We start from the raw sequence: 23,904 nt of genomic DNA, 5'->3' as shown, positions 1-23,904 counted from the left end.
GTGGAAGAAATCGAAACCTTACGCTTGCCGGCCCCGGCCAAGCTCAATCTGCTGCTCAGGATCGTAGGACGGCGCGGGGATGGCTACCACCTCTTGCAGACCGTGTTCCAATTCATCGACCGCTGCGATTGGATTACCCTGGGCCGGCGCACCGATGGGGAAATCCACCTAAAAACGCCCTTGCCGGGCGTCCCGCCCGAAGCGGACCTCACCGTGCGGGCGGCGCGGGCCTTGGCTGCCGCCACCGGAACCCGTGCCGGGGTGGATATCGGCATCGAAAAAAACCTGCCGATGGGCGGTGGCTTGGGCGGCGGCAGTTCCGATGCCGCGACGGTCTTGGTCGGCCTGAACCGCCTATGGAATACGGGGTTGAGCGTCGAGGCGCTGATGGATTTGGGCTTGAAACTGGGCGCGGACGTGCCGGTTTTTGTGAATGGCCGGAGTGCCTGGGCCGAAGGTGTCGGCGAACGGCTGACCCCGCTGGACCTGCCCGAGCCTTGGTATGTGGTGGTCGTGCCCCCTTGCCACGTCGCGACCGGCACTGTTTTCTCTTCGCCGAATTTGACACGGGACAACAAACCCATCACAATAGCGGACTTTCTCGCGGGGCGGCAGGAGAATCATTGCCTGCCGGTGGTCATGGAGTTATACCCCGAGATCGGTGCGGCCATGGATGATCTCTCCCGCTACTCGGAACCCAGGCTGACCGGAACCGGAGCCTGTGTGTTCGCGGCCTTCGCCGATGAGCGGCAAGCCCGGCAAGCGGCAACGGATTTGGGATCGACCAGGTCCGCATTCGTCGCCAAAGGCGAGAACCTGTCACCTCTACAGCGGGCGCTGGGGCTGGACCCCGGTTCCCGGCGATCTTGAATATTGGGGCGTAGCCAAGCGGTAAGGCACCGGGTTTTGATCCCGGCATTCCCAGGTTCGAATCCTGGCGCCCCAGCCATTCACACCGGCTCAATCCTGTTTGGAGTTGCTCGAATGACCGACACCTCGTTCATGGTGTTCTCGGGGAATGCCAATCTGCCCCTGGCCGAGGGCATCGTCCATAAGCTCAACATGCGCCTGGGGATGGCGTCCATCGGACGCTTCAGCGACGGCGAGATTTCCTTCGAGATCGAGGAAAGCGTGCGCGGGCGCGAGGTTTTCATCGTCCAGCCCATCTGCTCTCCGATCAGCGAGAACCTCATGGAACTGCTGATCATGATCGACGCCTTCCGGCGGTCGTCGGCGGGCATCATCACGGCGGTCATCCCCTATTATGGCTATGCGCGGCAGGATCGCCGCATCCGTTCGGCGCGGGTGCCGATTTCCGCGAAACTGGTCGCCAAGATGATTTGCGCGGCGGGGGCCGACCGCGTGTTGACGGTCGATCTGCACGCCGACCAGATCCAGGGTTTTTTCGATGTGCCCGTGGACAATGTCTACGCCTCGCCGATCCTGTTGGGCGATGTCTGGCGGCAGCAATATCCCGATTTGATGGTGGTTTCCCCCGACGTGGGCGGCGTGGTCCGGGCCAGGGCGCTGGCCAAGCGCTTGGACGACGCCGATCTGGCCATCATCGACAAGCGCCGCCCCAGGCCGAACGAGGCCAAGGTGATGAACATCATCGGCGATGTCGAAGGCCGCACCTGCATCATGGTGGACGACCTGGTGGACACGGCGGGCACGCTGTGCCGGGCGGCGGGCGCCCTGAAAGACCATGGGGCCACCAAGGTGGTGGCTTATTGCACCCATCCCGTGTTGTCGGGGCGGGCCGTGGACAACATCGAAAATTCGGTGTTGGACGAATTGGTGGTGACGGACACCATCCCCCTGCGCCCGGACGCCGAGCAATGCCCCAAGATCAGGCAATTGAGCGTGGCCGAGATGCTGGCGGAAACCATACGCCGCATCGCGGTGGGCGAATCCGTGAGTTCCATGTACGTCGATTGATGGCAATCGGCTTTTTTATTCACTGCTAAGAGTATTTTGGAGAGAAAGATGGCAGGCAGTTTTGTATTCGATGCGGAAGTGAGGACCAACACCGGCAAGGGCGACGCCCGCCGTTTGCGGAACCTGGGCAAGGTGCCCGCCGTGCTGTACGGCGGCGGCGAGCCGGTCAGCTTGATCCTCGAGCATAACAAGGTCGTGAAAGCCCTGGAGAACGAGGCCACGTATTCCCATATCCTCACGCTCAATATCGGGGATAAGCAGGAACAGGCCATCCTCAAGGAGTTGCAGCGCCATCCCAGCAAGCCGATCATCATGCACATGGATTTCCAGCGGGTGAGCGAATCCGACAAGATCAAGGTCCATGTGCCCCTGCATTTCGTCAACCAGGAAACCTCGGTCGGCGTGAAGAAGGGCGGCGTGGTCAACCACAACCTGGTGGATGTCGAAGTGACCTGCCTGCCCAGCCAGTTGCCCGAGTTCATTGAGGTCGATATGGCGGACGTGGATATCGGCGAATCCGTGCATCTTTCCGATCTCAAGTTGCCGGTCGGGGTCCAGATCGTGGCCTTGCTGCACGGCCCCGAGCACGACACCCCCGTCGCGGTGATCCAGACCACCCGCGCCGCCGAGGCGGGTTGATTGCTCCCATGAACCACGGGCCTGGGATCAGGCGGTATGCCCGCTAACTTCAAACTCCTGGTCGGATTGGGCAATCCCACCGCCCAATACGAAAAAACCCGGCATAACGCCGGGTTTTGGTTTTTGGACGCCATCGCCGCCCGTTACCGCTTGGGCTTCCGCGAGGAGCCGCGTTTCCATGGCCTGGCCGCCAAGCTCGAATTGGCCGGGGACACGCTATTGCTGCTGAAGCCCACCACGTATATGAACCGCAGCGGTTTGGCGGTGGGCGCGATGGCGAAGTATTTCAAGGTCGAGCCCGCGCAAATCCTGGTCGCGCACGACGAACTGGATTTGCCGCCCGGTGTGGCGCGGCTCAAGCGTGGGGGTGGGCATGGCGGCCATAATGGATTGCGCGATATCCTGGCCCACCTGGGAACGCCGGATTATTACCGGCTCCGGTTCGGCATCGGCCATCCCGGCGACCGCGATGCGGTGGTGCCCTATGTGCTGGGTGCGCCATCCCGGGCCGAGGCCGGGCTGATCGAGGCGGCGATCTCGAATGTGGCCGATTCGGTCCCGGAATTGGTCGCGGGGAATTTGGCGGGCTTGATGAATCGCCTGCATTCCGAGCCCAAGAAAAAAGCTTGACAGGCGCGGGCGATCCATAGAAAATACGGGACTCACTTGCTCGGAGGGGTTCCCGAGCGGTCAAAGGGATCAGACTGTAAATCTGACGGCTCTGCCTTCGAAGGTTCGAATCCTTCCCCCTCCACCAATTTTGTTTTGAACGCGGGTGTAGTTCAATGGTAGAACCTCAGCCTTCCAAGCTGATGGCGTGGGTTCGATTCCCATCACCCGCTCCAGTGACGACGTAGAGTTTCGGCCCATATAGCTCAGTCGGTAGAGCACTTCCTTGGTAAGGAAGAGGTCACCGGTTCAAGTCCGGTTATGGGCTCCAGTTTTTCGCATATCTCGGCAAAAAACAGTAAGGGGTGTTGGCGGATGTCCAAAGAGAAATTTACACGTACCAAGCCGCATGTGAATGTGGGAACGATCGGCCATGTGGACCATGGCAAGACGACCCTGACGGCGGCGCTCACCAAGATCGGTGCCGAGCGCTTCGGTGGGGTGTTCAAGGCCTATGACCAGATCGACGCGGCCCCCGAGGAACGCGCCCGCGGCATCACCATCGCCACCGCGCACGTCGAATACGAATCCCCCAGCCGCCACTATGCCCATGTGGACTGCCCCGGCCACGCCGACTACGTGAAGAACATGATCACCGGCGCGGCGCAGATGGACGGCGCGATCCTGGTCTGCTCCGCCGCCGACGGCCCCATGCCGCAGACCCGCGAACACATCCTGTTGGCCCGCCAGGTCGGCGTGCCCTACATCGTGGTGTTCCTGAACAAGGCCGACATGGTCGACGACGCCGAGTTGGTCGAACTGGTCGAGATGGAACTGCGCGAACTGCTGTCCAAGTACGATTTCCCTGGCGACGACACCCCCATCGTGATCGGCTCCGCGCTGAAGGCGCTGGAAGGCGACCAGAGCGACATCGGCGTGCCCGCCATCATCAAGCTGGTGGACGCCCTCGACAGCTACATCCCCGAGCCGAAGCGCGACATCGAGAAGCCGTTCCTGATGCCCATCGAGGACGTGTTCTCCATCTCCGGTCGCGGCACCGTGGTGACCGGGCGTGTCGAGCGCGGTATCGTCAAGGTCGGCAACGAAGTCGAGATCGTCGGCATCCGCAACACCACCAAGACCACCTGCACCGGCGTGGAGATGTTCCGCAAGCTGCTGGACGAAGGCGTGGCGGGCGACAACGTGGGCGTGCTGCTGCGCGGCACCAAGCGCGAGGATGTCGAGCGCGGCCAGGTGTTGGCGGCCCCCGGCACCATCACCCCGCATACCCACTTCGAGGCCGAGATCTACGTGCTGTCGAAGGACGAGGGCGGGCGCCACACGCCGTTCTTCAACGGCTACCGGCCACAGTTCTACTTCCGCACCACCGACGTGACCGGCTCGGTCGAGCTGCCGTCGGGCGTGGAGATGGTGATGCCGGGCGACAACGTCAAGATCACCGTCAAGCTGATCGCGCCCATCGCCATGGAAGAGGGTCTGCGCTTCGCGGTGCGCGAGGGCGGCAGGACCGTCGGCGCGGGTGTCGTTTCCAAGGTCATCGAGTAATAAGTTTTGGTATCAGGGCTTCCCGGTCGGGGAGCCCCGCCTCTCAGGGTAAAAAGCGTAGGTCAGTAGCTCAATTGGTAGAGCAGCGGTCTCCAAAACCGCAGGTTGGGGGTTCGAGCCCCTCCTGGCCTGCCACCTTTTTCCTTTCCCTGTAATCCCATTCATATAATCAAGGATATTATGGCTGCTCGGGCGGAGTCGGGTGCATCGGCGTTCGATACGGCGAAGCTGGTATTGGCCGTTGTCTTGCTGGTTACCGGGATAGCCGGTTATCACTATTTTTCCAGCCAATTGCTTGTATACCGGGTGCTGGGTGTGCTCACATTTTCAATCGCCGCCATCGCGACCGTATTGACAACCCCGGTTGGAAAGGGATTCCTGGGTTTTTTGAAAGAATCTCAGATCGAAGTTCGCAAAGTGGTTTGGCCCACCAAGCAGGAAACCATTCAATCAACCTTGGTTGTGGTCGCTTTGGTGTTCCTGGTGGGTATTATCCTATGGCTGCTGGATATGTTCCTGTTTTGGGGGATTAGTTCGCTAACTGGAACTGCGGGGAAATAGCCGTATGTCCCTTAGATGGTACGTTATCCACTCCTACTCCAACTACGAAAATCAGGTCAAGCGTTCCCTTGAAGAAAGGATAAAGCGTTCCGGCTTGGAGCAGTATTTTGGAAAAATCCTGGTTCCGACCGAGGAAGTGGTCGAAATGAGAATGGGCCAGCAGCGTAAAAGCGAGCGTAAGTTCTTTCCGGGTTATGTACTGGTTCAAATGGAGTTGAATGAAGAAACTTGGCATTTGGTGAAAGAAGTCCCCCGGGTTTTGGGTTTTATAGGCGGTACTTCTGATAAGCCCGCCCCGATTAGCGACGCCGAAGCCGATGCGATTTTAAACCGGGTGGAAGAGGGCGCTACCAAGCCCAAACCCAAGGTATTGTTTGAAGTCGGCGAAGTGGTTAGGGTCGTCGAAGGTCCGTTCAAGGACTTTAATGGCGTAGTTGAAGAAGTCAGCTACGAAAAAAGCAAACTACGGGTTTCCGTATTGATTTTTGGCCGCTCTACGCCAGTGGAACTCGACTTTAGTCAAGTAGAGAAAGGGTAGTCGGCAAAGATCGCCGCTGCTATCAGCGCTATCGAAGCGCTAATCATTTGGGGAGCCTCGCGGCGCTAGACCCATCGGAGTAATCAATGGCTAAGAAGATAACCGGATATATTAAGTTACAGGTAAAAGCTCAAGAAGCTAATCCTAGCCCGCCTATCGGTCCGGCGCTAGGTCAACGCGGTGTCAATATTATGGAGTTCTGCAAATCTTTCAATGCCGCCACCCAAGGTGTCGAAAAAGGTTTGCCGTTGCCGGTCGTCATTACTGTTTACAGCGACCGTAGTTTTACTTTCATCACCAAAACCCCTCCCGCCACGGTTCTGATTAAAAAAGCGATTGGCTTGGCTAAAGGAAGCAGCAATCCCAATACCAACAAGGTTGGCAAAATCACCCGCGATCAATTGGTCGAAATCGCCAAGCTCAAAGAGCCGGATTTGACCGCCGCCAGCGTCGACGCGGCTGTGCGGACCATCGCGGGCAGCGCCCGTAGCATGGGATTGGAAGTGGAGGGAGTGTAATGGCCAAGCTGACCAAAAGAGCCAAATTAATCAAAGGCAAAGTCCAACCCGGCAAGAACTATGCGATTGAAGAAGCTTTCGTGGTTCTGAAAGAGGTTGCGAGTACCAAATTCGTCGAGTCCGTCGATGTTGCGATCAACTTGGGCGTGGATCCGAGAAAATCCGACCAAGCTGTCCGTGGCGCGACCGTGATGCCACATGGTACGGGTAAAAACGTGCGTGTGGCCGTTTTCACCCAAGGGGCCAATGTCGAAGCCGCCAAGGAGGCGGGTGCGGATATCGTGGGTATGGACGATCTCGCCGCCCAGGTGAAAGCGGGGGAATTCAATTTCGATGTGGTGATCGCGTCCCCCGACGCCATGCGGGTCGTAGGCCAGTTGGGCCAAATCTTGGGTCCGCGTGGTTTGATGCCGAATCCCAAGGTGGGCACCGTGACCGCCGATGTGGCGGGTGCCGTCAGGAACGCGAAAGCCGGTCAGGTCCGTTATCGCACGGATAAGAAAGGTATTATCCATTCCACTATCGGCAAGGTTAATTTCGAGCCGAATGCCTTGAAGGAAAACCTGGAAGCCCTATTGGCCGATTTGAAGAAAATCAAACCGGCGACTTCCAAGGGTATCTATCTCAAGAAGATCACCGTATCCACTACGATGGGGCCGGGCCTCCCTGTCGATCAAAATAGTCTGGCCGCGTAATTCTTGGACTTTGGGTTACCGGAAGCCTAGGCACACCGGTAACCGTCAAAGACCGCGGGCGTGCCCTAGGGCGCTTAATCATGAAAACCCGCGTAGACGGTGTACTGAAACCTAAATGGTTATACAGAAGCCGTAATGGGCATCCTCCGGGATGTTTTGCTGGCTCTGAATGGTTCCCAAACTGTTCAGATAATTATTCGGAGATGAAAAGTGGCACTGAGACTTGATGACAAGATCGCTGTCGTCGCGGAAGTCGCCGCTGTTGCCGCTAAAGCCCATTCCGCCGTCGCGGCGGAATACCGGGGCTTGACCGTCGCCCATTTGACCCAGCTCCGCAAGAGCGCGAGGGAGTCGGGCGTTTACCTGCGGGTGGTGAAAAACACCCTGGCCCGCAGGGCGGTCGAAGGGACCGCTTTTGCTTGCATGCAAGAAGGCTTGGTCGGACCTTTGATCTTGGCGTTTTCGCTGGAAGATCCGGGTGCGGCGGCCAGGGTCGTCAGCGATTTCCTCAAGCAGAGCGACAAGCTGGTCGCCGAGAAGCTGGTGGTGAAATTGGTGGCGGTCGGCGGCAAGCAATATGGTCCGTCCGAACTCGAGCGTCTGTCGAGGCTACCCAACCGGGAGCAGGCTTTGGCGATGCTGATGGGCGTCATGAAAGCCCCCATCGAGAAGTTCGTCAGAACCATGGCGGAACCCCATGCCAAATTAGTGCGCACTGTAGCGGCGATACGAGACCAAAAAGAAGCAGCTTGAGCGTCTCGTACTATCGAAAGTTAAATTTTGGAGCAGATCGATGGCAGTATCTAAAGATGAAATCCTGGAAACCATTGCCAATATGACGGTAATGGAAGTGGTGGAATTGATTTCCGCCATGGAAGAAAAGTTCGGCGTTTCCGCTGCGGCGGCGGTCGCGGTGGCTGCGGCCCCGGCGGCGGCGGCGGCTCCGGTCGAAGAGCAGACCGAGTTCGACGTGATCATGACCAGCTTCGGCGAAAACAAGGTCAATGTGATCAAGGTCATCCGCACCATCACCGGCCTGGGCTTGAAAGAAGCGAAGGACTTGGTCGAAGGCGTGCCTTCCACCGTGAAGGAAGCCGTGAGCAAGGCCGACGCCGAGAATATCAAGAAGCAACTGGTCGAAGCGGGCGCCACGGTCAATATTAAGTAATTGACCCCTGGTTCCAGCAAGAACGCCGGTTCAAGGCTGGCAGCGTTCCGCTGCCGGCCTTTCCGCGTTGCGAATATTATGATTTTGCAGTTATTCCGGGAGCGGTGTATCCGACTTTAAACGGTCCGGTCCGTTATTCCCCCAGAATTCCCAGCCGCGTCCTATGTCTACATGGGAATGGTTATCCGAGCTTCGAGGCTCCAGATAGACGCCGTGGTAATTTCGTTTGAATCCCCAAGGTAAGGAACCACTATGGCCTATTCTTTTACCGAAAAAAAGCGCATCCGTAACAGTTTTGGCAAGCGTCGCGATGTACTTGAAGTCCCCTATCTTTTAACAACTCAAGTAGATTCTTACAAGCGGTTTTTGCAAATCGACGCGATGCCGAGCAAGCGGATCGATGAAGGCTTGCACGCTGCGCTGAAATCCGTATTCCCCATCGAAAGCCACTCGGGCCACGCGGTACTCGAATATGTGAATTATTGGCTGGGGGAGCCGATTTTCGATGTCAAGGAATGCCAGCAACGGGGAGCCAACTACGCGGCCCCGCTGCGAGTGTTGGTGCGCTTGGTGATTTACGATAAGGAAGCGCCCGCCAACGCCAAGGTCATCAAGGACATCAAGGAGCAGGAAATCTACATGGGCGAAATCCCGCTCATGACCGATACCGGCACCTTCGTGATTAATGGCACCGAGCGGGTGATTGTTTCCCAGCTCCATCGTTCCCCTGGGGTATTTTTCGACCACGACCGCGGCAAAACCCATTCTTCCGGGAAACTGCTGTTCAACGCCCGGATTATTCCCTATCGCGGTTCTTGGTTGGATTTCGAATTCGACCACAAGGATTGCGTCTATGTCCGCATCGACCGCCGCCGTAAATTGCCGGCCACGGTATTGTTGCGTGCCTTGGGATATGGCAACGAAGAAATCGTCAAACTGTTCTTCGAAACCAACCGCTTTAGTTTCAGCCAGGACCAGATATTCCTGGAATTGATTCCCGACCGTTTGCGCGGCGATATTGCCAGTTTCGATATCGTGATCGACGGCAAGGTCTTGGTGGAAAAGGCGCACCGTATCACCGCGCGCCATATCCGCCAGATGGAAAAGGCGGGCACCAAGCAACTCGAAGTGCCCCGCGAATATCTGCACGGCAAGATACTGGCCCAGAATATCGTCGCGCCCGCCACCGGTGAAGTGGTCGCCAGGGTCAACGACGAACTGACCGACGACATGCTGAGCCGGATCATGGCTTCCGGCGTGGCGAGCATCGATACCTTGTTCGTCAACGACTTGGATCGCGGTCCCTATATTTCCAACGCCATGCGGATCGACGCCACCGAGTCGCAACTCGATGCCTTGGTCGAAATCTACCGCATGATGCGTCCGGGCGAACCGCCAGCCAAGGAAGCCGCGCAGGTGCTGTTCGACAATCTGTTCTTCTCGGCGGACCGCTACGACTTGTCGGCGGTGGGTCGCATGAAGTTCAATCGCCGCCTGGGCCGTCCCGAAATCGTGGGGCCCGGCGTCCTGACCAAGGACGACATCATCGATGTGCTGCGCGAACTCATCAATATCCGCAACGGCATCGGCACCGTCGATGACATCGATCATCTTGGCAACCGCCGTGTGCGTTCGGTGGGCGAAATGGTGGAGAACCAGTTCCGCTTAGGGTTGGTTCGCGTCGAACGCGCCGTGAAGGAGCGCTTGTCGCTGGCCGACGCCGAAAGCCTGATGCCGCAGGAAATCATCAATGCCAAGCCGGTGGCCGCGTCGATCAAGGAATTCTTCGGGTCCAGCCAGTTGTCGCAGTTCATGGACCAGAACAACCCGCTGTCGGAAGTGACCCACAAGCGCCGGGTTTCGGCGCTGGGTCCGGGCGGTCTGGCCCGCGAGCGTGCCGGCTTCGAGGTACGCGACGTACACACCACCCACTATGGCCGCGTCTGCCCCATCGAAACGCCTGAAGGTCCGAACATCGGCCTCATCAACTCGCTGGCCGTGTATGCGCGGACCAACGAGTATGGCTTCCTGGAAACGCCTTACCGCAAGGTGGTCGATGGCGTCGTGACCAACGAGATCGAATACCTGTCGGCCATCGAGGAAGGCAAGTACTGGATCGCCCAAGCCAGCGCCAGGATGGGCGAGGATGGCCGCTTGGTGGATGACTTGGTGTCCTGCCGCCATCAGGACGAATTCACCTTGTCCACCGCCGACAAAATCAACTACATGGACGTGTCATCCAAGCAGATCGTGTCGGTGGCGGCGTCCTTGATTCCGTTCTTGGAACACGACGATGCCAACCGCGCCTTGATGGGTTCCAACATGCAGCGCCAAGCGGTACCGACCCTGCGTACCGAAAAGCCCTTGGTCGGGACCGGCATGGAACGCATCGTGGCCCGCGATTCCGGCGTAACCGTGGTCGCCAAGCGCGGCGGTGTGATCGAATTCCTGGATGCCAGCCGCATCGTGGTCCGCGTCAACGACGACGAGACCGAAGCGGGCGTGCCGGGCGTCGATATCTACAACCTGACCAAGTACACCCGTTCCAACCAGAACACCTGCATCAACCAGCGTCCGCTGGTAAAACCGGGCGACAAGGTGGCGCGGGGCGACATCCTGGCCGACGGTCCTTCGACCGACATGGGCGAATTGGCGCTGGGCCAGAACCTCCTGGTCGCGTTCATGCCCTGGAACGGCTACAACTTCGAGGACTCGATCTTGATTTCGGAGCGCGTGGTGCAGGATGACCGCTTCACCACCATCCACATCGAGGAAAAGTCCTGCGTGGCCCGCGACACCAAGCTGGGACCGGAAGAAATCACGGCGGATATCCCCAATGTCGGCGAGGCCGCGCTGGCCAAGCTGGATGAATCCGGCATCGTCTACATCGGTGCCGAGGTGAAGGCGGGCGATATCCTGGTCGGCAAGGTCACGCCCAAGGGCGAAACCCAGTTGACCCCGGAAGAAAAACTGCTCCGCGCCATCTTCGGCGAGAAAGCTTCTGACGTGAAGGATACGTCCCTGCGCGTGCCTTCCGGCATGGATGGCACCGTGATCGACGTCCAGGTCTTTACCCGCGACGGCGTCAAGAAGGACGAACGCGCCAAGCAGATCGAGCAGGCCGAGATCGAGAAGGTCAAGAAAGACCTGAACGACCAGCTGCGCATCATCGAGAAGGACTTCTACCAGCGCGTCGAGCAGATGCTGCTGGGCAAGATCGCCGAGAAAGGCCCGAACCGCCTGCGCTCCGGCGAAACCATCAGCGCCGAATATCTCGAAGGCATGAAACCGGCGCAATGGCTGGAAATCCGCGTCAAGGAAGAGGAGATCAACGTCCAACTCGAAACCATCGCCGAGCAGATCGCCCAGCAGCGCGAGGAGATGAACAAGCGCCTGGAAGAAAAGAAGCGCAAGATCGCCATGGGCGACGACTTGCCGCCCGGCGTGTTGAAGATGGTGAAGGTCTATCTGGCGGTCAAGCGGCGCATCCAGCCGGGCGACAAGATGGCCGGACGCCACGGCAACAAGGGTGTGATTTCGCAGATCGTGCCGGTCGAGGATATGCCGTATTCCGCCGATGGCACCCCGGTCGATATCGTGCTGAACCCGCTGGGCGTGCCTTCGCGTATGAACGTGGGGCAGGTGCTGGAAACCCATTTGGGTTGGGCGGCGCGTGGCTTGGGGCTCAAGATCGGCAGGATGCTGGACGCCAAGCGCCATGTCGATGAAATCCGCAAGTTCCTGCACGATGTCTACAACAGCAGCGGCAACACCGAGGACTTGGATTCCCTGACCGACGCCGAAATCGTGGAACTTTCCAACAACCTGCGGCGCGGCGTGCCGATGGCGACCCCGGTTTTCGACGGTGCGACCGAGGAAAACATCAAAAGCATGTTGGCCCTGGCGGACCTTCCGGAAAGCGGCCAGACCAAGCTGTTCGATGGCCGTACCGGCGAGCAATTCGAGCGCGATGTCACCGTGGGCTGTATGTACATGCTCAAGCTGAACCATCTGGTCGACGACAAGATGCACGCCCGCTCCACCGGCCCCTACAGCCTCGTGACCCAGCAACCTTTGGGCGGCAAGGCGCAGTTCGGTGGCCAGCGCTTCGGCGAGATGGAAGTCTGGGCTTTGGAAGCCTATGGTGCCGCCTATACCTTGCAGGAAATGTTGACCGTGAAATCGGACGATACTTCCGGGCGTACCAAAATCTACAAGAACATCGTGGATGGCGACCATAAGATGGAAGCGGCCATGCCCGAGTCCTTCAACGTGCTGATCAAGGAAATCCGGTCGTTGGGCATCAACATTGAATTGGAACAGGAATGAATCGTAAGCCGCGTCCCGCCTTCCTGGGCGGGACGCGATCCAGATTGGGAGAGTGTCCGTGAAAGATCTTATTAATTTCCTGAAGCGCCAGAACCAGACGGAAGAATTCGACAGCATCCGTATCAGCCTGGCCTCGCCCGATATGATCCGTTCCTGGTCCTTTGGCGAAGTCAAGAAGCCGGAAACGATCAACTACCGCACCTTCAAGCCGGAGCGTGACGGCTTGTTCTGCGCCAAGATTTTCGGGCCGGTCAGCGACTACGAATGCCTGTGCGGCAAGTACAAGCGCTTGAAGCACCGCGGTGTCATCTGCGAAAAATGCGGCGTTGAAGTCACCTTGCAAAAGGTCCGCCGCGAGCGCATGGGCCATATCGAATTGGCCAGCCCGGTCGCGCATATCTGGTTCCTGAAGTCGCTGCCCTCGCGCATCGCCTTGTTGCTCGACATGACCTTGCGCGAAATCGAGCGCGTGCTGTATTTCGAGTCCTATGTGGTGATCGACCCCGGCATGACCCCGCTGATCCGGGCGCAATTGCTGACCGAGGAGGAATTCCAGCAGGCCAGCCAGCAGCATGGCGAGGAATTCGTCGCCAAGATGGGCGCGGAAGCCATCCATGAAATGCTCAAGACCATGGATTTGCAGGCCGAGGTTTCCCGTCTGCGCGAGGAAATCGACGCGACCAATTCCGAAACCAAGATCAAGAAGCACACCAAGCGCCTCAAGGCCATCGAGTCCTTGATCTGGTCCGAGAACCGCCCCGAGTGGATGATCCTGACCGTGTTGCCGGTGTTGCCGCCGGAACTGCGTCCCTTGGTGCCGCTGGACGGTGGCCGCTTCGCGACTTCCGACCTCAACGATCTTTACCGCCGCGTCATCAACCGCAACAACCGTTTGAAGCGGCTGCTGGACCTGAACGCGCCGGACATCATCGTCCGCAACGAAAAGCGCATGTTGCAGGAAGCGGTGGACGCGCTGTTGGATAACGGTCGCCGTGGCCGCGCCATCACCGGCTCCAACAAGCGCCCGCTTAAGTCGCTGGCCGATATGATCAAGGGCAAACAGGGCCGTTTCCGCCAGAACCTCTTGGGCAAGCGCGTGGACTACTCCGGTCGTTCGGTGATCGTGGTGGGGCCGACCTTGAAGCTGCACCAGTGCGGCCTGCCCAAGAAGATGGCGCTGGAATTGTTCAAGCCGTTCATCTTCAGCAAGCTGCAATTCCGCGGCCTCGCGACGACCATCAAGGCCGCCAAGAAGATGGTGGAGAAGGAAAGCGCGGAAGTTTGGGACATCTTGGACGAGGTGATCCGCGAACATCCGGTGATGCTGAACCGCGCTCCGACCCTGCACCGTCTGGGTATCCAGGCGTTCGAGCCGACCCTGGTCGAAGGCAAGGCCATCCAGTTGCATCCCTTGGTCTGTACCGCTTTCAACGCCGACTTCGACGGCGACCAGATGGCGGTACACGTCCCCTTGTCGCTGGAAGCGCAGTTGGAAGCCCGCACCTTGATGATGGCGACCAACAACATCCTGTCCCCGGCCAACGGCGAACCCATCATCAACCCGACCCAGGACGTGGTGCTGGGTTTGTACTTCATGAGCCGCGAGCGGTTGGATGCCAGGGGCACCGGCATGATCTTCTCCGACGTGGCCGAAGCCCAACGCGCCATGCAGAACAAGGTGGTCGATATCCAGGCCAAGGTGCAGGTGCGCCTCAAGATGAGCTGGCTCGACGAGAACGGCGAAAAGGTCCGGGGCTTGAAGCGGGTCGAAACCACGGTGGGCCGCGCCATCATCTGGACCATCGTCCCGGACGGGATTCCGTTCGAGATGATCAACACCGACATGACCAAGAAGAACATCTCCAGGCTCATCAATTACTGCTACCGCACCCTGGGCATCAAGGCCACGGTGGTGTTCGCGGACCAATTGATGTACCTGGGATTCTCCAATGCGACCCGCGCCGGGGTGTCTTTCGGCATCAACGACATGGCGATTCCCAAGGCCAAGGAAGACATCATCTACCTTGCCGAGCAGGAGGTGAAGGAAATCCAGAACCAGTACGCTTCCGGCCTTGTGACCGATGGCGAGCGCTATAACAAGGTCGTGGATATCTGGTCGCACGCCAACGATCAGGTGGCGAAGGCGATGATGGAAGGTTTGGGTACCGAGCCGGTAACTTTGCTCGATGGCACCGAAACCCACCAGAAATCGTTCAACTCCATCTTCATGATGGCCGACTCCGGGGCGCGTGGTTCCGCCGCCCAGATCCGCCAGCTGGCCGGGATGCGCGGCCTGATGGCCAAGCCGGACGGCTCCATCATCGAAACCCCGATCACCGCGAATTTCCGCGAAGGTCTGGACGTGTTGCAGTACTTCATTTCCACCCACGGCGCCCGGAAGGGCTTGGCCGACACGGCGTTGAAGACCGCCAACTCGGGATATCTGACCCGCCGCCTGGTGGACGTGGCCCAGGACTTGGTCATCACCGAGGACGATTGCGGCACCGTCGATGGCTTGTTGATGTCGCCCTTGATCGAAGGCGGCGACGTGGTCGAGCCTTTGGCCGAGCGCGTACTGGGCCGGGTGCTGGCCGAGGACATCTATAGTCCGGCCCGCCCCGATGAAATGATTTTGCCCGCGGGTTCCATGCTGGACGAAAACGCCGTGGCCCTGTTGGAAACCCACAGCGTGGACAATGTCCGGGTGCGTTCGGTGATTACCTGCCGGACCCGCTACGGCGTGTGCGCCTCCTGCTACGGGCGCGACCTGGGCCGGGGCCACAAGGTCAATAGCGGCGAGGCCATCGGCGTCATCGCGGCCCAGTCCATCGGCGAGCCGGGCACCCAGCTCACCATGCGCACCTTCCACATCGGCGGCGCGGCCTCGCGTTCCGCCGCCATCAGCAATGTGGAAGTGAAATCGGCGGGCACCATCAAGCTGACCAACCTCAAGACCGTGGAGAACAAGGATGGCAACCTGGTCGCCGTCTCCCGTTCCGGCGAGGTCAGCGTGATCGACGAACATGGCCGCGAGCGCGAGCGCTACAAGATTCCCTACGGCGCTGTGTCGACCGTGCGTAACGATGACCGGGTCCGGGCCGGCCAAATCGTGGTCAACTGGGACCCGCATACCCATCCGGTGGTCACCGAGGTGAAGGGCGTCGCCAAATTGGTGGATTTCATCGAGGGCGTGACCGTGCGCGAGCAATCGGACGAGGTGACCGGCCTGAGTTCGATGGTGATCATCGACCCGAAACAGCGCGGCGGCATGGGTAAGGATTTACGCCCCATGGTCAAGCTGGTGGACGAACACGGCAACGATATCCGCATCCCGTCCACCGAAATCGCCGCCCAATATTTCCTCCCGGCCGGCGCGATCATCGGTATCACCGACGGCGGCCCGGTGGAGGTCGGCGACGTGTTGGCGAGGATTCCGCAAGAATCCAGCAAGACCCGCGACATCACCGGCGGTCTGCCCCGGGTGGCCGATTTGTTCGAGGCCCGCAAGACCAAGGACCCGGCGATCCTGGCGGAAGCTTCCGGCACCATCAGCTTCGGCAAGGAAACCAAGGGCAAGCGCCGCGTGGTCGTCACCGACAGCCACGGCGAGCAGCACGAGGTGTTGATCCCGAAATGGCGGCACATCACCGTGTTCGAGGGCGAGCATGTCGAGCAGGGCGAAACCATCGCCGAGGGCGATCTGACCCCGCACGATATCCTGCGCCTTAGGGGCGTCGCGGAGCTTTCGTCCTATCTGGTCAAGGAAATCCAGGACGTTTACCGGCTGCAAGGCGTGAAGATCAACGATAAGCATATCGAGGTCATCATCCGCCAGATGCTGCGCAAGGTGGAAATCACCGACGCGGGCGACACCGGCTTCCTCAAGGGCGAGCAGGTGGACCGCTCCCGTATGCTGGAGGAGAACGACCGGGTCGAGGCCGAGGGCAAGATTCCGGCCTGCTACGAGCCGGTGCTGCTGGGTATCACCAAGGCGTCGTTGTCCACCGAATCCTTCATCTCGGCGGCTTCGTTCCAGGAAACCACCCGCGTCCTCACCGAGGCGGCGATCCGCGGCCTCAGCGACAAGCTGTTGGGGCTCAAGGAAAACGTCATCGTGGGTCGCTTGATCCCGGCGGGCACCGGCCTCGCCTACCACCTGGACCGCAAGCGCCGGGCCAAGCTGGGCGAGGGCGAAGCCGAGGCCGCGCCGACCCTCGACGCCGGCGATGTCGAGGAGCAGTTGAAGCAAGCCTTCAGCACCAGCATGGAATGACGGGGTGCCAGGGCCGGGAGACACACTATTTTCCCGGCCTTGGGTAAGGGAATTTTGGATTGTCAAATCCGGTCCAGCCGTTAATATATGCGCTTCCCTGATTCCCCGCGCATCCCGCACCAGACACCCGGTTCCCGCCGGGTTTTTGCTGTGTCCGGGTTGGACACCAGCCTGCGCGGATGTCGCCAGATTCAAAGCTTACTAGCTTCTTGGAGCACGCAGAATGAAGAAAAAAGTCTTATGGAGCCTGCTGGTCGCGGGCTTGTTTGGATCCTCGATCCTGTCCGTGTCCCAGGCGGCGGGCGATCCCGAAGCGGGGAAGAAGAAATACTATACCTGCGAGGGTTGCCATGGCGTGGAAAGCTCCACCAATGCCTATCCGACCTACCATGTGCCGCGGTTGGGCGGGCAGCACGCCGATTATGTGGTCGCCGCGCTGGAGGCCTACCAGAAGGGCGAGCGCAAGCATTCCAGCATGTTGGGTAACGCGGCCAGCATGAGCGAGCAGGATATGCAGGACATCGCGGCCTTCGTCTCCAAGTTCAAGGGGCTGAACGTGACCCTGCCGGTCACCGGCAACGCGGCGGCGGGCAAGGAAAAGGCGGCGGCTTGCGGCGGCTGCCATGGCGAGGATGGCAACAACGACAATCCGATGTTCCCGCGCCTGGCCGGCCAATACGAAAGCTATATCGTCAAGGCCTTGCAGGATTACAAATCGGGCAAGCGCAGCAATCCCATGATGGCCGGTTTCGCCGCCATGTTGTCCGACGAGGATATGAAGGAAGTCGCCGCCTATTACGCCAGCCAGAAGAAAGGTCTCATCATTCCCCGCGACAACTGACCGGCCCCGGCCTGATAAGCCCATGCCCATCCGGGCACCTGTCGGGATAGCCCCAGGTGCCCGCTGCCATCCCAATCATACAACCCGCCCGATATTCCGCGCTGTGCGGGGGCCGCGCCCCAGGCACCGCCCGTACCCAGGACGGGCACCCCATCCACCTCACCATCCCGGCACGCCCATGGAGGCTCCCGTGCATCGTCTGGTCCTATCCCTACAGGCCGGCCTCGTCGCCGCGCTGTGCGCGATCCCCGTGTCCGCCCTGGCCGGTCCGCCGGTGCGTGAGAAGCTGGTCATGGGCTGGCTGGAATCGGTGTTCCTGAGGCCATGGAACCTCCGGGTCACGGCCAAGCTGGACACCGGGGCCAAGACTTCCTCGCTCCATGCCGACGCCATCGAGCATTTCAACAAGGACGGCGGGCAGGAATGGGTCAGGTTCACCCTGGAGGGCGTGGACGATAGCAAGCCCCTGGTGGTCGAGCGGCCCCTGGTGCGGATGGCCTATGTCAAGACCCACGGCGGGCATTCCGACAAGCGCGAGGTCATCAAGCTCGCGCTGTGCAAGAACGGCAGGGAATACGAGACCGAATTCACCCTGGACGACCGTAGCAATTTCAACTATCCGCTGTTGTTGGGCCGGAGTTTCCTGCAAGATGTGGCCTGGGTCGATGCCTCCGCGACCTTCCTCTACAAGGCCGACACCGATCCTTGCCGGGGGGCGGCGCCCGTGCCGATGTCCCCCGAGCGCAAGAAGGAAGAATAGCCATCCTCCAACCCTAGGGCGGAACCAGCTTGCGGAACCTGCACGTCAAAATCCTCGCCTTGGTCTTGGTGGGCATCGGGCTTTGCCTGTGTTGGTACAAAGTGACCCGGTTGGGCCTGCCCTTGCTGCCCACCGAAAAGGCCGAGGTATGGACCGTGGAGGCCCGCATCGAATTCAAGGCCCGCCACGATACCCCGATCAAGGTCCAGTTCTCCATCCCGCGCCAGCCCCAGGGCTATACGGTGGTGGACGAGAATTTCGTGTCCAGCAATTACGGACTCGGCACCGGGGACGACGGCCAGAACCGGCAGGCGCAATGGGCGGTACGCAAGAGCAAGGGCTATCAGGTGCTGTATTACCGCATCCACCTGGCCCGCGATCCCACCGCCCCGCCCATGGTGGACGCGGCGGCCACGCTGCCGGTCGCCACCGCCGGTGCCCGCGATCCGCAATTCCCGGAATTGATCCGCTCGGCGGCGCTGGGCTTGATGGAGGAGGTGCGCAGCAAATCGGCGGATTCGGCCTCGTTCGCGGGCGAGTTGCTGTCGCGGCTCAACACGCCGGGCACCGATCCCAATGTCGCCTTGCTCCGGCAGGATATCCAATCGCCGGAGGATTGGGCGCGGCGCTTGGCGAACCTCCTGGCCTTGGCCAACATCCCGGCGCGGACGGTCCATCTCCTGCTGCTGCGCGATGGCATCAGCCACGGTGCGCTGACGCCCTGGCTGGAGGTCTACGATGGCAGCCAATGGCGGTCCTTCAATCCGCAGACGGCGGAAAGCGGTTTCCCCAAGGACGCCTTGATCTGGCATATCGGCGCGGGGCCGGTGCTGGATATCGTCGGCGGCAAATACGGCAAGGTCGAATTCTCCGTCACCGAGCGCACCCAGGACCGCACCCTGGTCGCCGAGCAACGCGCCCGGCAAATGGGGTCGCGCCTGATGGAATATTCGATGTTCAGCCTGCCGGTGGGGACGCAGAACGTCTATCGCGTGCTGCTGATGGTGCCGGTGGGGGCGTTCCTGATCGTGTTCCTGCGCAATGTGATCGGCCTCAAGACCTTCGGCACCTTCATGCCCATCCTGATCGCCCTGGCGTTCCGCGAGACCGAATTGCTTTGGGGCTTGATCCTGTTCTGCGTGCTGGTGGGGCTGGGGTTGGTGATCCGCTTCTATCTGGAATACCTCAAGCTCTTGCTGGTACCGCGGCTGGCCTCGGTGCTGATCATCGTCATCCTGTTGATGATGGCGGTGAGCTTGGTCAGCCATAAGCTCGGCTTCGACAAGGGCTTGTCGGTGGCCTTGTTCCCCATGGTGATCCTGGCGATGACCATCGAGCGCATGTCCTTGGTCTGGGAGGAACTGGGACCGGCGGAGGCGCTCAAGCAAGGCTTCGGCAGCCTGTTCGTGGCCTCGCTGGGTTATCTCAGCATGAGCAGCCGGTTCCTGGGCCATCTGGTGTTCGTGTTCCCCGAGTTGCTGCTGGTGGTGCTGGCCCTGACCTTGCTGCTGGGGCGCTATACCGGCTACCGCCTGACCGAGTTGTGGCGGTTCCGGGCCGCGCTGCGGGGCTAGGCCGTGGCGCGGCGATTCCAATGGCCTTGGCAGCGACTGCGGGCCTTGGGCATCATGGGCTTGAACGAGCGCAACGCCGATTTCATCCTGCCCTATAACCCGCGCCGCAATTATCCCCTGGTCGACGACAAGCGCCGCACCAAAACCCTGGCGATGGCGGCGGGGATTCCGGTGCCGGAACTCTATGCCGCCATCGAGATCGTGCATGAGATCGAGCGCCTGGGCGAGTTGTTGGGGCCCTACGAGGATTTCGTGGTCAAGCCCGCCCATGGCAGCGGCGGCGAGGGCATCATGATCGTGGCCGGACGCCATGGCGGGCGCTATCGCAAGGCCGACGGCTCCCTGGCCGGCGACGAGGAACTGGGCCACCACATCGCCAATATCCTCAGCGGCATGTACAGCCTGGGCGGCTTGCCGGATTCGGCCCTGATCGAATACCGGGTGAAATTCGACCCCATCTTCGAACATGTGAGTTTCCAGGGCGTGCCGGATATCCGTACCCTGGTGTTCCGGGGCGTGCCGGTGCTGGCGATGATCCGCCTGCCGACCCGGTTGTCGGACGGCAAGGCCAATCTGCACCAGGGGGCCATCGGGGTGGGGATCGACCTCGCCACGGGCTGCACCTTCTCCGGCGTTTGGCACGAAAGCCCGGTGGAGCATCATCCCGATACCGGCGGTTGCCTGGCCGGCCTCCAGATTCCCTATTGGGACGATATTCTGTCCTTGACGGCGCGTTGCCATGATTTGGCCGGGCTGGGTTTCATCGGGGTCGATATCGTCCTGGACGAAAGCCTCGGCCCGATGATGCTGGAAATCAACGCCCGTCCCGGTTTGAGCATACAACTGGCCAACAAACTGGGCCTGTTGCCGCGCCTGCGCAAACTCGAAGCCCTGCCGCGCATCCCCGAATCCATTCCCGAGCGGGTAAAATTGGCGAAATCCCTGGCTTTGTGGTTGTAGTGGCCTTGTCATCAAGCTTTGGTAAAAAGGCCGGGGGTGGGGAGGTGTACCACCGGACGGGGTGGCCCTTGTCATATCGATGTAATAATCGCCTGCTATCAAGCAACATTTTGCGCTCGCAAGAACCACAGCGTTCCCGCCCGCCAGTTTTGGCGGAGCATATCGACCCGCAAGCTTAACGAAGCGCGGCCCCTGGGCCGCACGATCCAAGAGGAATCCGAACCGGATGGAGAAATCGACCTTTCTTGTGCTGTTGCTGCTGTTGAGCGCGGTGGCTTTCCACCTCGGGCGCAAGCGTTCCTTGGCGGTGGCCGGCGGCAGCGTGCGGAACCTGCACTCGCTGCCCAGCTATTACGGCTATTACACGGCCTTGTGGTGCGGCATCCCGACCTTGCTGCTGTTGTTCTTCTGGCTGTGCTTCGAGGGCAAATTGGTCACCGATCTCGTGGTGGCCGGCCTGCCCGAATCCATGCGCTCGGCGGACCCCGACCGGCTCGGCCTCTTGGTCAACGATATCCGCAACGTGGCGGGCCATGCGGCGGCGGCGGGCACCGATCCGGCCATCCGCACGGCGGCGGAGCGTTACCTGCGTTATTACGCCTTCAGCAACGTCCTCCTGAGCGCGCTCGGGATATGCATGGCCCTGGCCGGGGCGGCTTTCGCCCACCAACGCATCGCCTGCGGGTATCGCGCCCGCAACCAGGTCGAACGGGTTTTGCGGGTGTTCTTGATCGGTTGCTCCGTGCTGGCGATCTTCACCACCATCGGCATCGTGTTGTCGGTGTTGTTCGAGTCGATCCGCTTCTTCCAGAAAGTCCCGATCACCGAATTCCTGTTCGGGCTCAAATGGAGTCCGCAGATGGCGATCCGGGCCGATCAAGTGGGTTCTTCCGGGGCGTTCGGCGCGGTGCCCTTGATTACCGGCACCTTGCTGATTTCCTTCATCGCCATGGTGGTGGCCGTGCCCATCGGCTTGTTGTCCGCCATTTACCTTTCCGAATACGCCAGTTCCCAATTCCGCGCCATCGCCAAGCCCTTGCTGGAAATCCTGGCCGGCATCCCCACCGTGGTCTATGGCTTCTTCGCGGCCTTGGTGGTGGCCCCGTTCGTGCGCGACCTCGGCACCCATCTGGGATTGGTGGTTTCTTCCGAAAGCGCCCTGGCGGCGGGTTTCGTCATGGGCATCATGATCATCCCCTTCGTATCCTCGCTGTCGGACGATTTCATCAACGCCGTGCCTCAGTCGCTGAGGGACGGTGCCTACGCCCTGGGGGCGACCCAGGCCGAAACCATCCGCCAGGTGGTCATGCCGGCTGCCTTGCCCGGCATCGTCGGCGGGGTGTTGCTGGCGGTGTCCCGCGCCATCGGCGAAACCATGATCGTGGTGATGGCGGCCGGTTTGACCGCCAACCTCACCGCCAATCCCCTCGAAGCGGTGACCACCGTCACCACCCAAATCGTGACCCTGTTGGTGGGCGACCAGGAATTCGACAGCCCCAAGACCCTCGCGGCCTTCGCCCTGGGGTTGGTGTTGTTCCTGCTGACCCTGGTGCTTAATATCGTCGCCTTGCATGTGGTCAGGAAATATCGTGAGCAATATGAATAACCCCGTACCTTCGCAGCCGCGCAACCGCACCGTCGATATGGTCATGGCCAGCATGGCCCGGCGGCGGCGGGCGGAGCAGCGTTTCCGGGCCTATGGGCTGGTTTCCATCGTCATCGGGCTGTGCTTTTTGTTCGTGCTGTTCGGCAGCATCATCGGCAATGGCTATACCGCGTTCCGGCAAACCTTCATCGCGCTGGACGTGGCTTTCGATCCGGCCACCCTGGACCCCGACAACACCCACGACCGCGCCACCCTGGAAACCGCCGATTACGACGCCTTGCTCAAGTCCAGCCTGAGCGCCTTGTTCCCGGAGGTTAGCGACCGGAAGCAAAAGCGGAGTTTGTATGGCATGGTGAGTTCTTCCGCTTCGACGGCGGTGCGCCAGCGCCTGCTGGACAATCCCGGCCTCCTGGGCAAGACCGAGCGCATCTTGGTGCCCGCCGACGACAGCATCGACATGCTGGTGAAAGGCCAATTCGATGCCAGTGCTACCGAAGCCGACGAGAAGCTGAAAAGCCAAAAGGCTTGGGTGGATAAGCTGCAAGCCGACCACCGTATCGAAACCCGCTTCAACACCACCTTCTTCACCAAGGGCGATTCCCGCGAGCCGGAAGCGGCGGGGATTTGGGGCGCGGTGATGGGATCGGCCTTCACCTTGCTGGTGACTTTGGCGCTGTCCCTGCCCATCGGTATGGCGGCGGCGATCTATCTGGAGGAATTCGCCCCACAGAACCAGTGGACCGATTTGATCGAGGTCAATATCAACAATCTGGCGGCGGTGCCCTCGATTGTGTTCGGCTTGCTCGGCCTCGCGGTGTTCATCAATTTCTTCGGCCTGCCGCGCTCTTCGCCCTTGGTCGGCGGTTTGGTGCTGGCCTTGATGACCTTGCCGGTCATCATCATCGCCGGGCGCTCGGCCTTGAAGTCGGTGCCGCCCTCGGTGCGGGAAGCCGCCCTGGGCGTGGGCGCCTCAGCCATGCAGACGGTGTTCCACCATGTGCTGCCCTTGGCGATGCCGGGGATGCTGACCGGGGCCATCATCGGCATGGCCCGCGCCCTGGGCGAAAGCGCACCGCTATTGATGATCGGCATGGTGGCTTTTATCGTCGATATTCCCAAGGGCATCAACGAACCTTCGACGGTGCTGCCGGTGCAAATCTACCTGTGGGCGGACAGCCCGGAACGCGCCTTCGTCGAACGGACCTCGGGGGCCATCCTGGTGCTGTTGCTGTTCCTGATCCTGATGAACGGAGCCGCGGTCTATCTGCGTCGGCGCTATGAGCGGCGTTGGTGATCCCGGTGTCTGGACCCCTCAACGAACGGAAGTCG

19 protein-coding genes and 5 tRNA genes are annotated in these 23,904 nt (G+C 60.4%); all 24 read left to right on the top strand.

What is annotated here, in order from left to right:
• Entirely contained in the window at positions 1-870 is an 870-nt protein-coding gene (ispE, locus tag K5658_RS18595; protein WP_221064573.1) for a 4-(cytidine 5'-diphospho)-2-C-methyl-D-erythritol kinase, read from the top strand.
• A gap of 4 nt (positions 871-874) precedes the next feature.
• Positions 875-949 (top strand) — tRNA-Gln (locus tag K5658_RS18590).
• 35 nt (positions 950-984) lie between these two features.
• A complete protein-coding gene (locus K5658_RS18585; RefSeq protein WP_221064572.1) occupies positions 985-1,938 on the top strand; it encodes a ribose-phosphate diphosphokinase in 954 nt (317 codons plus the stop codon).
• A 48-nt stretch (positions 1,939-1,986) separates the two neighbouring features.
• Positions 1,987-2,577 (top strand): 50S ribosomal protein L25/general stress protein Ctc, encoded by a 591-nt coding sequence (locus K5658_RS18580; protein ID WP_221064571.1) that lies wholly within the window; start codon positions 1,987-1,989, stop codon positions 2,575-2,577.
• Between the two features lie 36 nt (positions 2,578-2,613).
• A complete protein-coding gene (gene pth / locus K5658_RS18575) occupies positions 2,614-3,207 on the top strand; it encodes an aminoacyl-tRNA hydrolase (RefSeq protein WP_221064570.1) in 594 nt (197 codons plus the stop codon).
• Between the two features lie 42 nt (positions 3,208-3,249).
• Positions 3,250-3,334 (top strand) — tRNA-Tyr (locus K5658_RS18570).
• Positions 3,335-3,348: 14 nt separating this feature from the next.
• Positions 3,349-3,422 (top strand) — tRNA-Gly (locus tag K5658_RS18565).
• Positions 3,423-3,441: 19 nt separating this feature from the next.
• A tRNA-Thr gene (locus K5658_RS18560) sits at positions 3,442-3,517 on the top strand.
• A complete protein-coding gene (gene tuf, locus K5658_RS18555; protein WP_343223273.1) occupies positions 3,508-4,752 on the top strand; it encodes an elongation factor Tu in 1,245 nt (414 codons plus the stop codon). Before K5658_RS18560 ends, tuf begins: the two co-directional genes overlap by 10 nt.
• A gap of 59 nt (positions 4,753-4,811) precedes the next feature.
• A tRNA-Trp gene (locus K5658_RS18550) sits at positions 4,812-4,887 on the top strand.
• Between the two features lie 45 nt (positions 4,888-4,932).
• Positions 4,933-5,313 carry a preprotein translocase subunit SecE gene (gene secE / locus K5658_RS18545; RefSeq protein WP_221064568.1) on the top strand — a complete coding sequence of 127 codons (381 nt, stop codon included), beginning with the start codon at positions 4,933-4,935 and terminating at the stop codon, positions 5,311-5,313.
• Between the two features lie 4 nt (positions 5,314-5,317).
• Positions 5,318-5,851, top strand: a complete 534-nt coding sequence (gene nusG, locus K5658_RS18540; RefSeq protein WP_221064567.1) for a transcription termination/antitermination protein NusG — start codon at positions 5,318-5,320, stop codon at positions 5,849-5,851.
• A gap of 86 nt (positions 5,852-5,937) precedes the next feature.
• On the top strand, positions 5,938-6,369 hold the full coding sequence (gene rplK, locus K5658_RS18535) for a 50S ribosomal protein L11 (protein ID WP_085211154.1): 432 nt from the start codon (positions 5,938-5,940) through the stop codon (positions 6,367-6,369).
• Positions 6,369-7,064, top strand: coding sequence for a 50S ribosomal protein L1 (gene rplA, locus K5658_RS18530; protein WP_221064566.1), 696 nt, complete (start codon positions 6,369-6,371; stop codon positions 7,062-7,064). Before rplK ends, rplA begins: the two co-directional genes overlap by 1 nt.
• 210 nt (positions 7,065-7,274) lie before the next feature.
• Positions 7,275-7,817 carry a 50S ribosomal protein L10 gene (gene rplJ, locus K5658_RS18525; RefSeq protein ID WP_221064565.1) on the top strand — a complete coding sequence of 181 codons (543 nt, stop codon included), beginning with the start codon at positions 7,275-7,277 and terminating at the stop codon, positions 7,815-7,817.
• A gap of 40 nt (positions 7,818-7,857) precedes the next feature.
• Positions 7,858-8,232 carry a 50S ribosomal protein L7/L12 gene (rplL, locus tag K5658_RS18520; RefSeq protein WP_221064564.1) on the top strand — a complete coding sequence of 125 codons (375 nt, stop codon included), beginning with the start codon at positions 7,858-7,860 and terminating at the stop codon, positions 8,230-8,232.
• 252 nt (positions 8,233-8,484) lie between these two features.
• Positions 8,485-12,561 carry a DNA-directed RNA polymerase subunit beta gene (gene rpoB, locus K5658_RS18515; protein WP_221064563.1) on the top strand — a complete coding sequence of 1,359 codons (4,077 nt, stop codon included), beginning with the start codon at positions 8,485-8,487 and terminating at the stop codon, positions 12,559-12,561.
• A 58-nt stretch (positions 12,562-12,619) separates the two neighbouring features.
• Positions 12,620-16,834 (top strand): DNA-directed RNA polymerase subunit beta', encoded by a 4,215-nt coding sequence (gene rpoC, locus K5658_RS18510; protein ID WP_343223272.1) that lies wholly within the window; start codon positions 12,620-12,622, stop codon positions 16,832-16,834.
• A 223-nt stretch (positions 16,835-17,057) separates the two neighbouring features.
• The gene (locus tag K5658_RS18505; RefSeq protein ID WP_221064562.1) at positions 17,058-17,675 is read left to right on the top strand and encodes a c-type cytochrome; all 618 of its coding nucleotides are present in this window, start codon (positions 17,058-17,060) and stop codon (positions 17,673-17,675) included.
• A 190-nt stretch (positions 17,676-17,865) separates the two neighbouring features.
• On the top strand, positions 17,866-18,435 hold the full coding sequence (locus K5658_RS18500) for an ATP-dependent zinc protease family protein (protein ID WP_246628493.1): 570 nt from the start codon (positions 17,866-17,868) through the stop codon (positions 18,433-18,435).
• 29 nt (positions 18,436-18,464) lie between these two features.
• Positions 18,465-20,009, top strand: a complete 1,545-nt coding sequence (locus tag K5658_RS18495) for an inactive transglutaminase family protein (protein ID WP_221064560.1) — start codon at positions 18,465-18,467, stop codon at positions 20,007-20,009.
• 3 nt (positions 20,010-20,012) lie between these two features.
• On the top strand, positions 20,013-20,969 hold the full coding sequence (locus tag K5658_RS18490; protein WP_246628492.1) for an alpha-L-glutamate ligase-like protein: 957 nt from the start codon (positions 20,013-20,015) through the stop codon (positions 20,967-20,969).
• A 226-nt stretch (positions 20,970-21,195) separates the two neighbouring features.
• Positions 21,196-22,575, top strand: coding sequence for a phosphate ABC transporter permease subunit PstC (pstC, locus tag K5658_RS18485; protein WP_221064559.1), 1,380 nt, complete (start codon positions 21,196-21,198; stop codon positions 22,573-22,575).
• Complete coding sequence (gene pstA / locus K5658_RS18480) at positions 22,568-23,869, top strand: phosphate ABC transporter permease PstA (RefSeq protein ID WP_221064558.1); 1,302 nt, start codon at positions 22,568-22,570, stop codon at positions 23,867-23,869. The genes pstC and pstA overlap by 8 nt, the downstream gene beginning before the upstream one ends.
• Positions 23,870-23,904 lie beyond the last annotated feature (35 nt).

This window comes from Methylomagnum ishizawai, from assembly GCF_019670005.1.
GTDB classification, from domain to species: Bacteria; Pseudomonadota; Gammaproteobacteria; order Methylococcales; family Methylococcaceae; genus Methylomagnum; species Methylomagnum ishizawai.
Note: the sequence above shows the minus strand (reverse complement) of the source record. Positions and strands in the feature narration are given on the sequence as shown.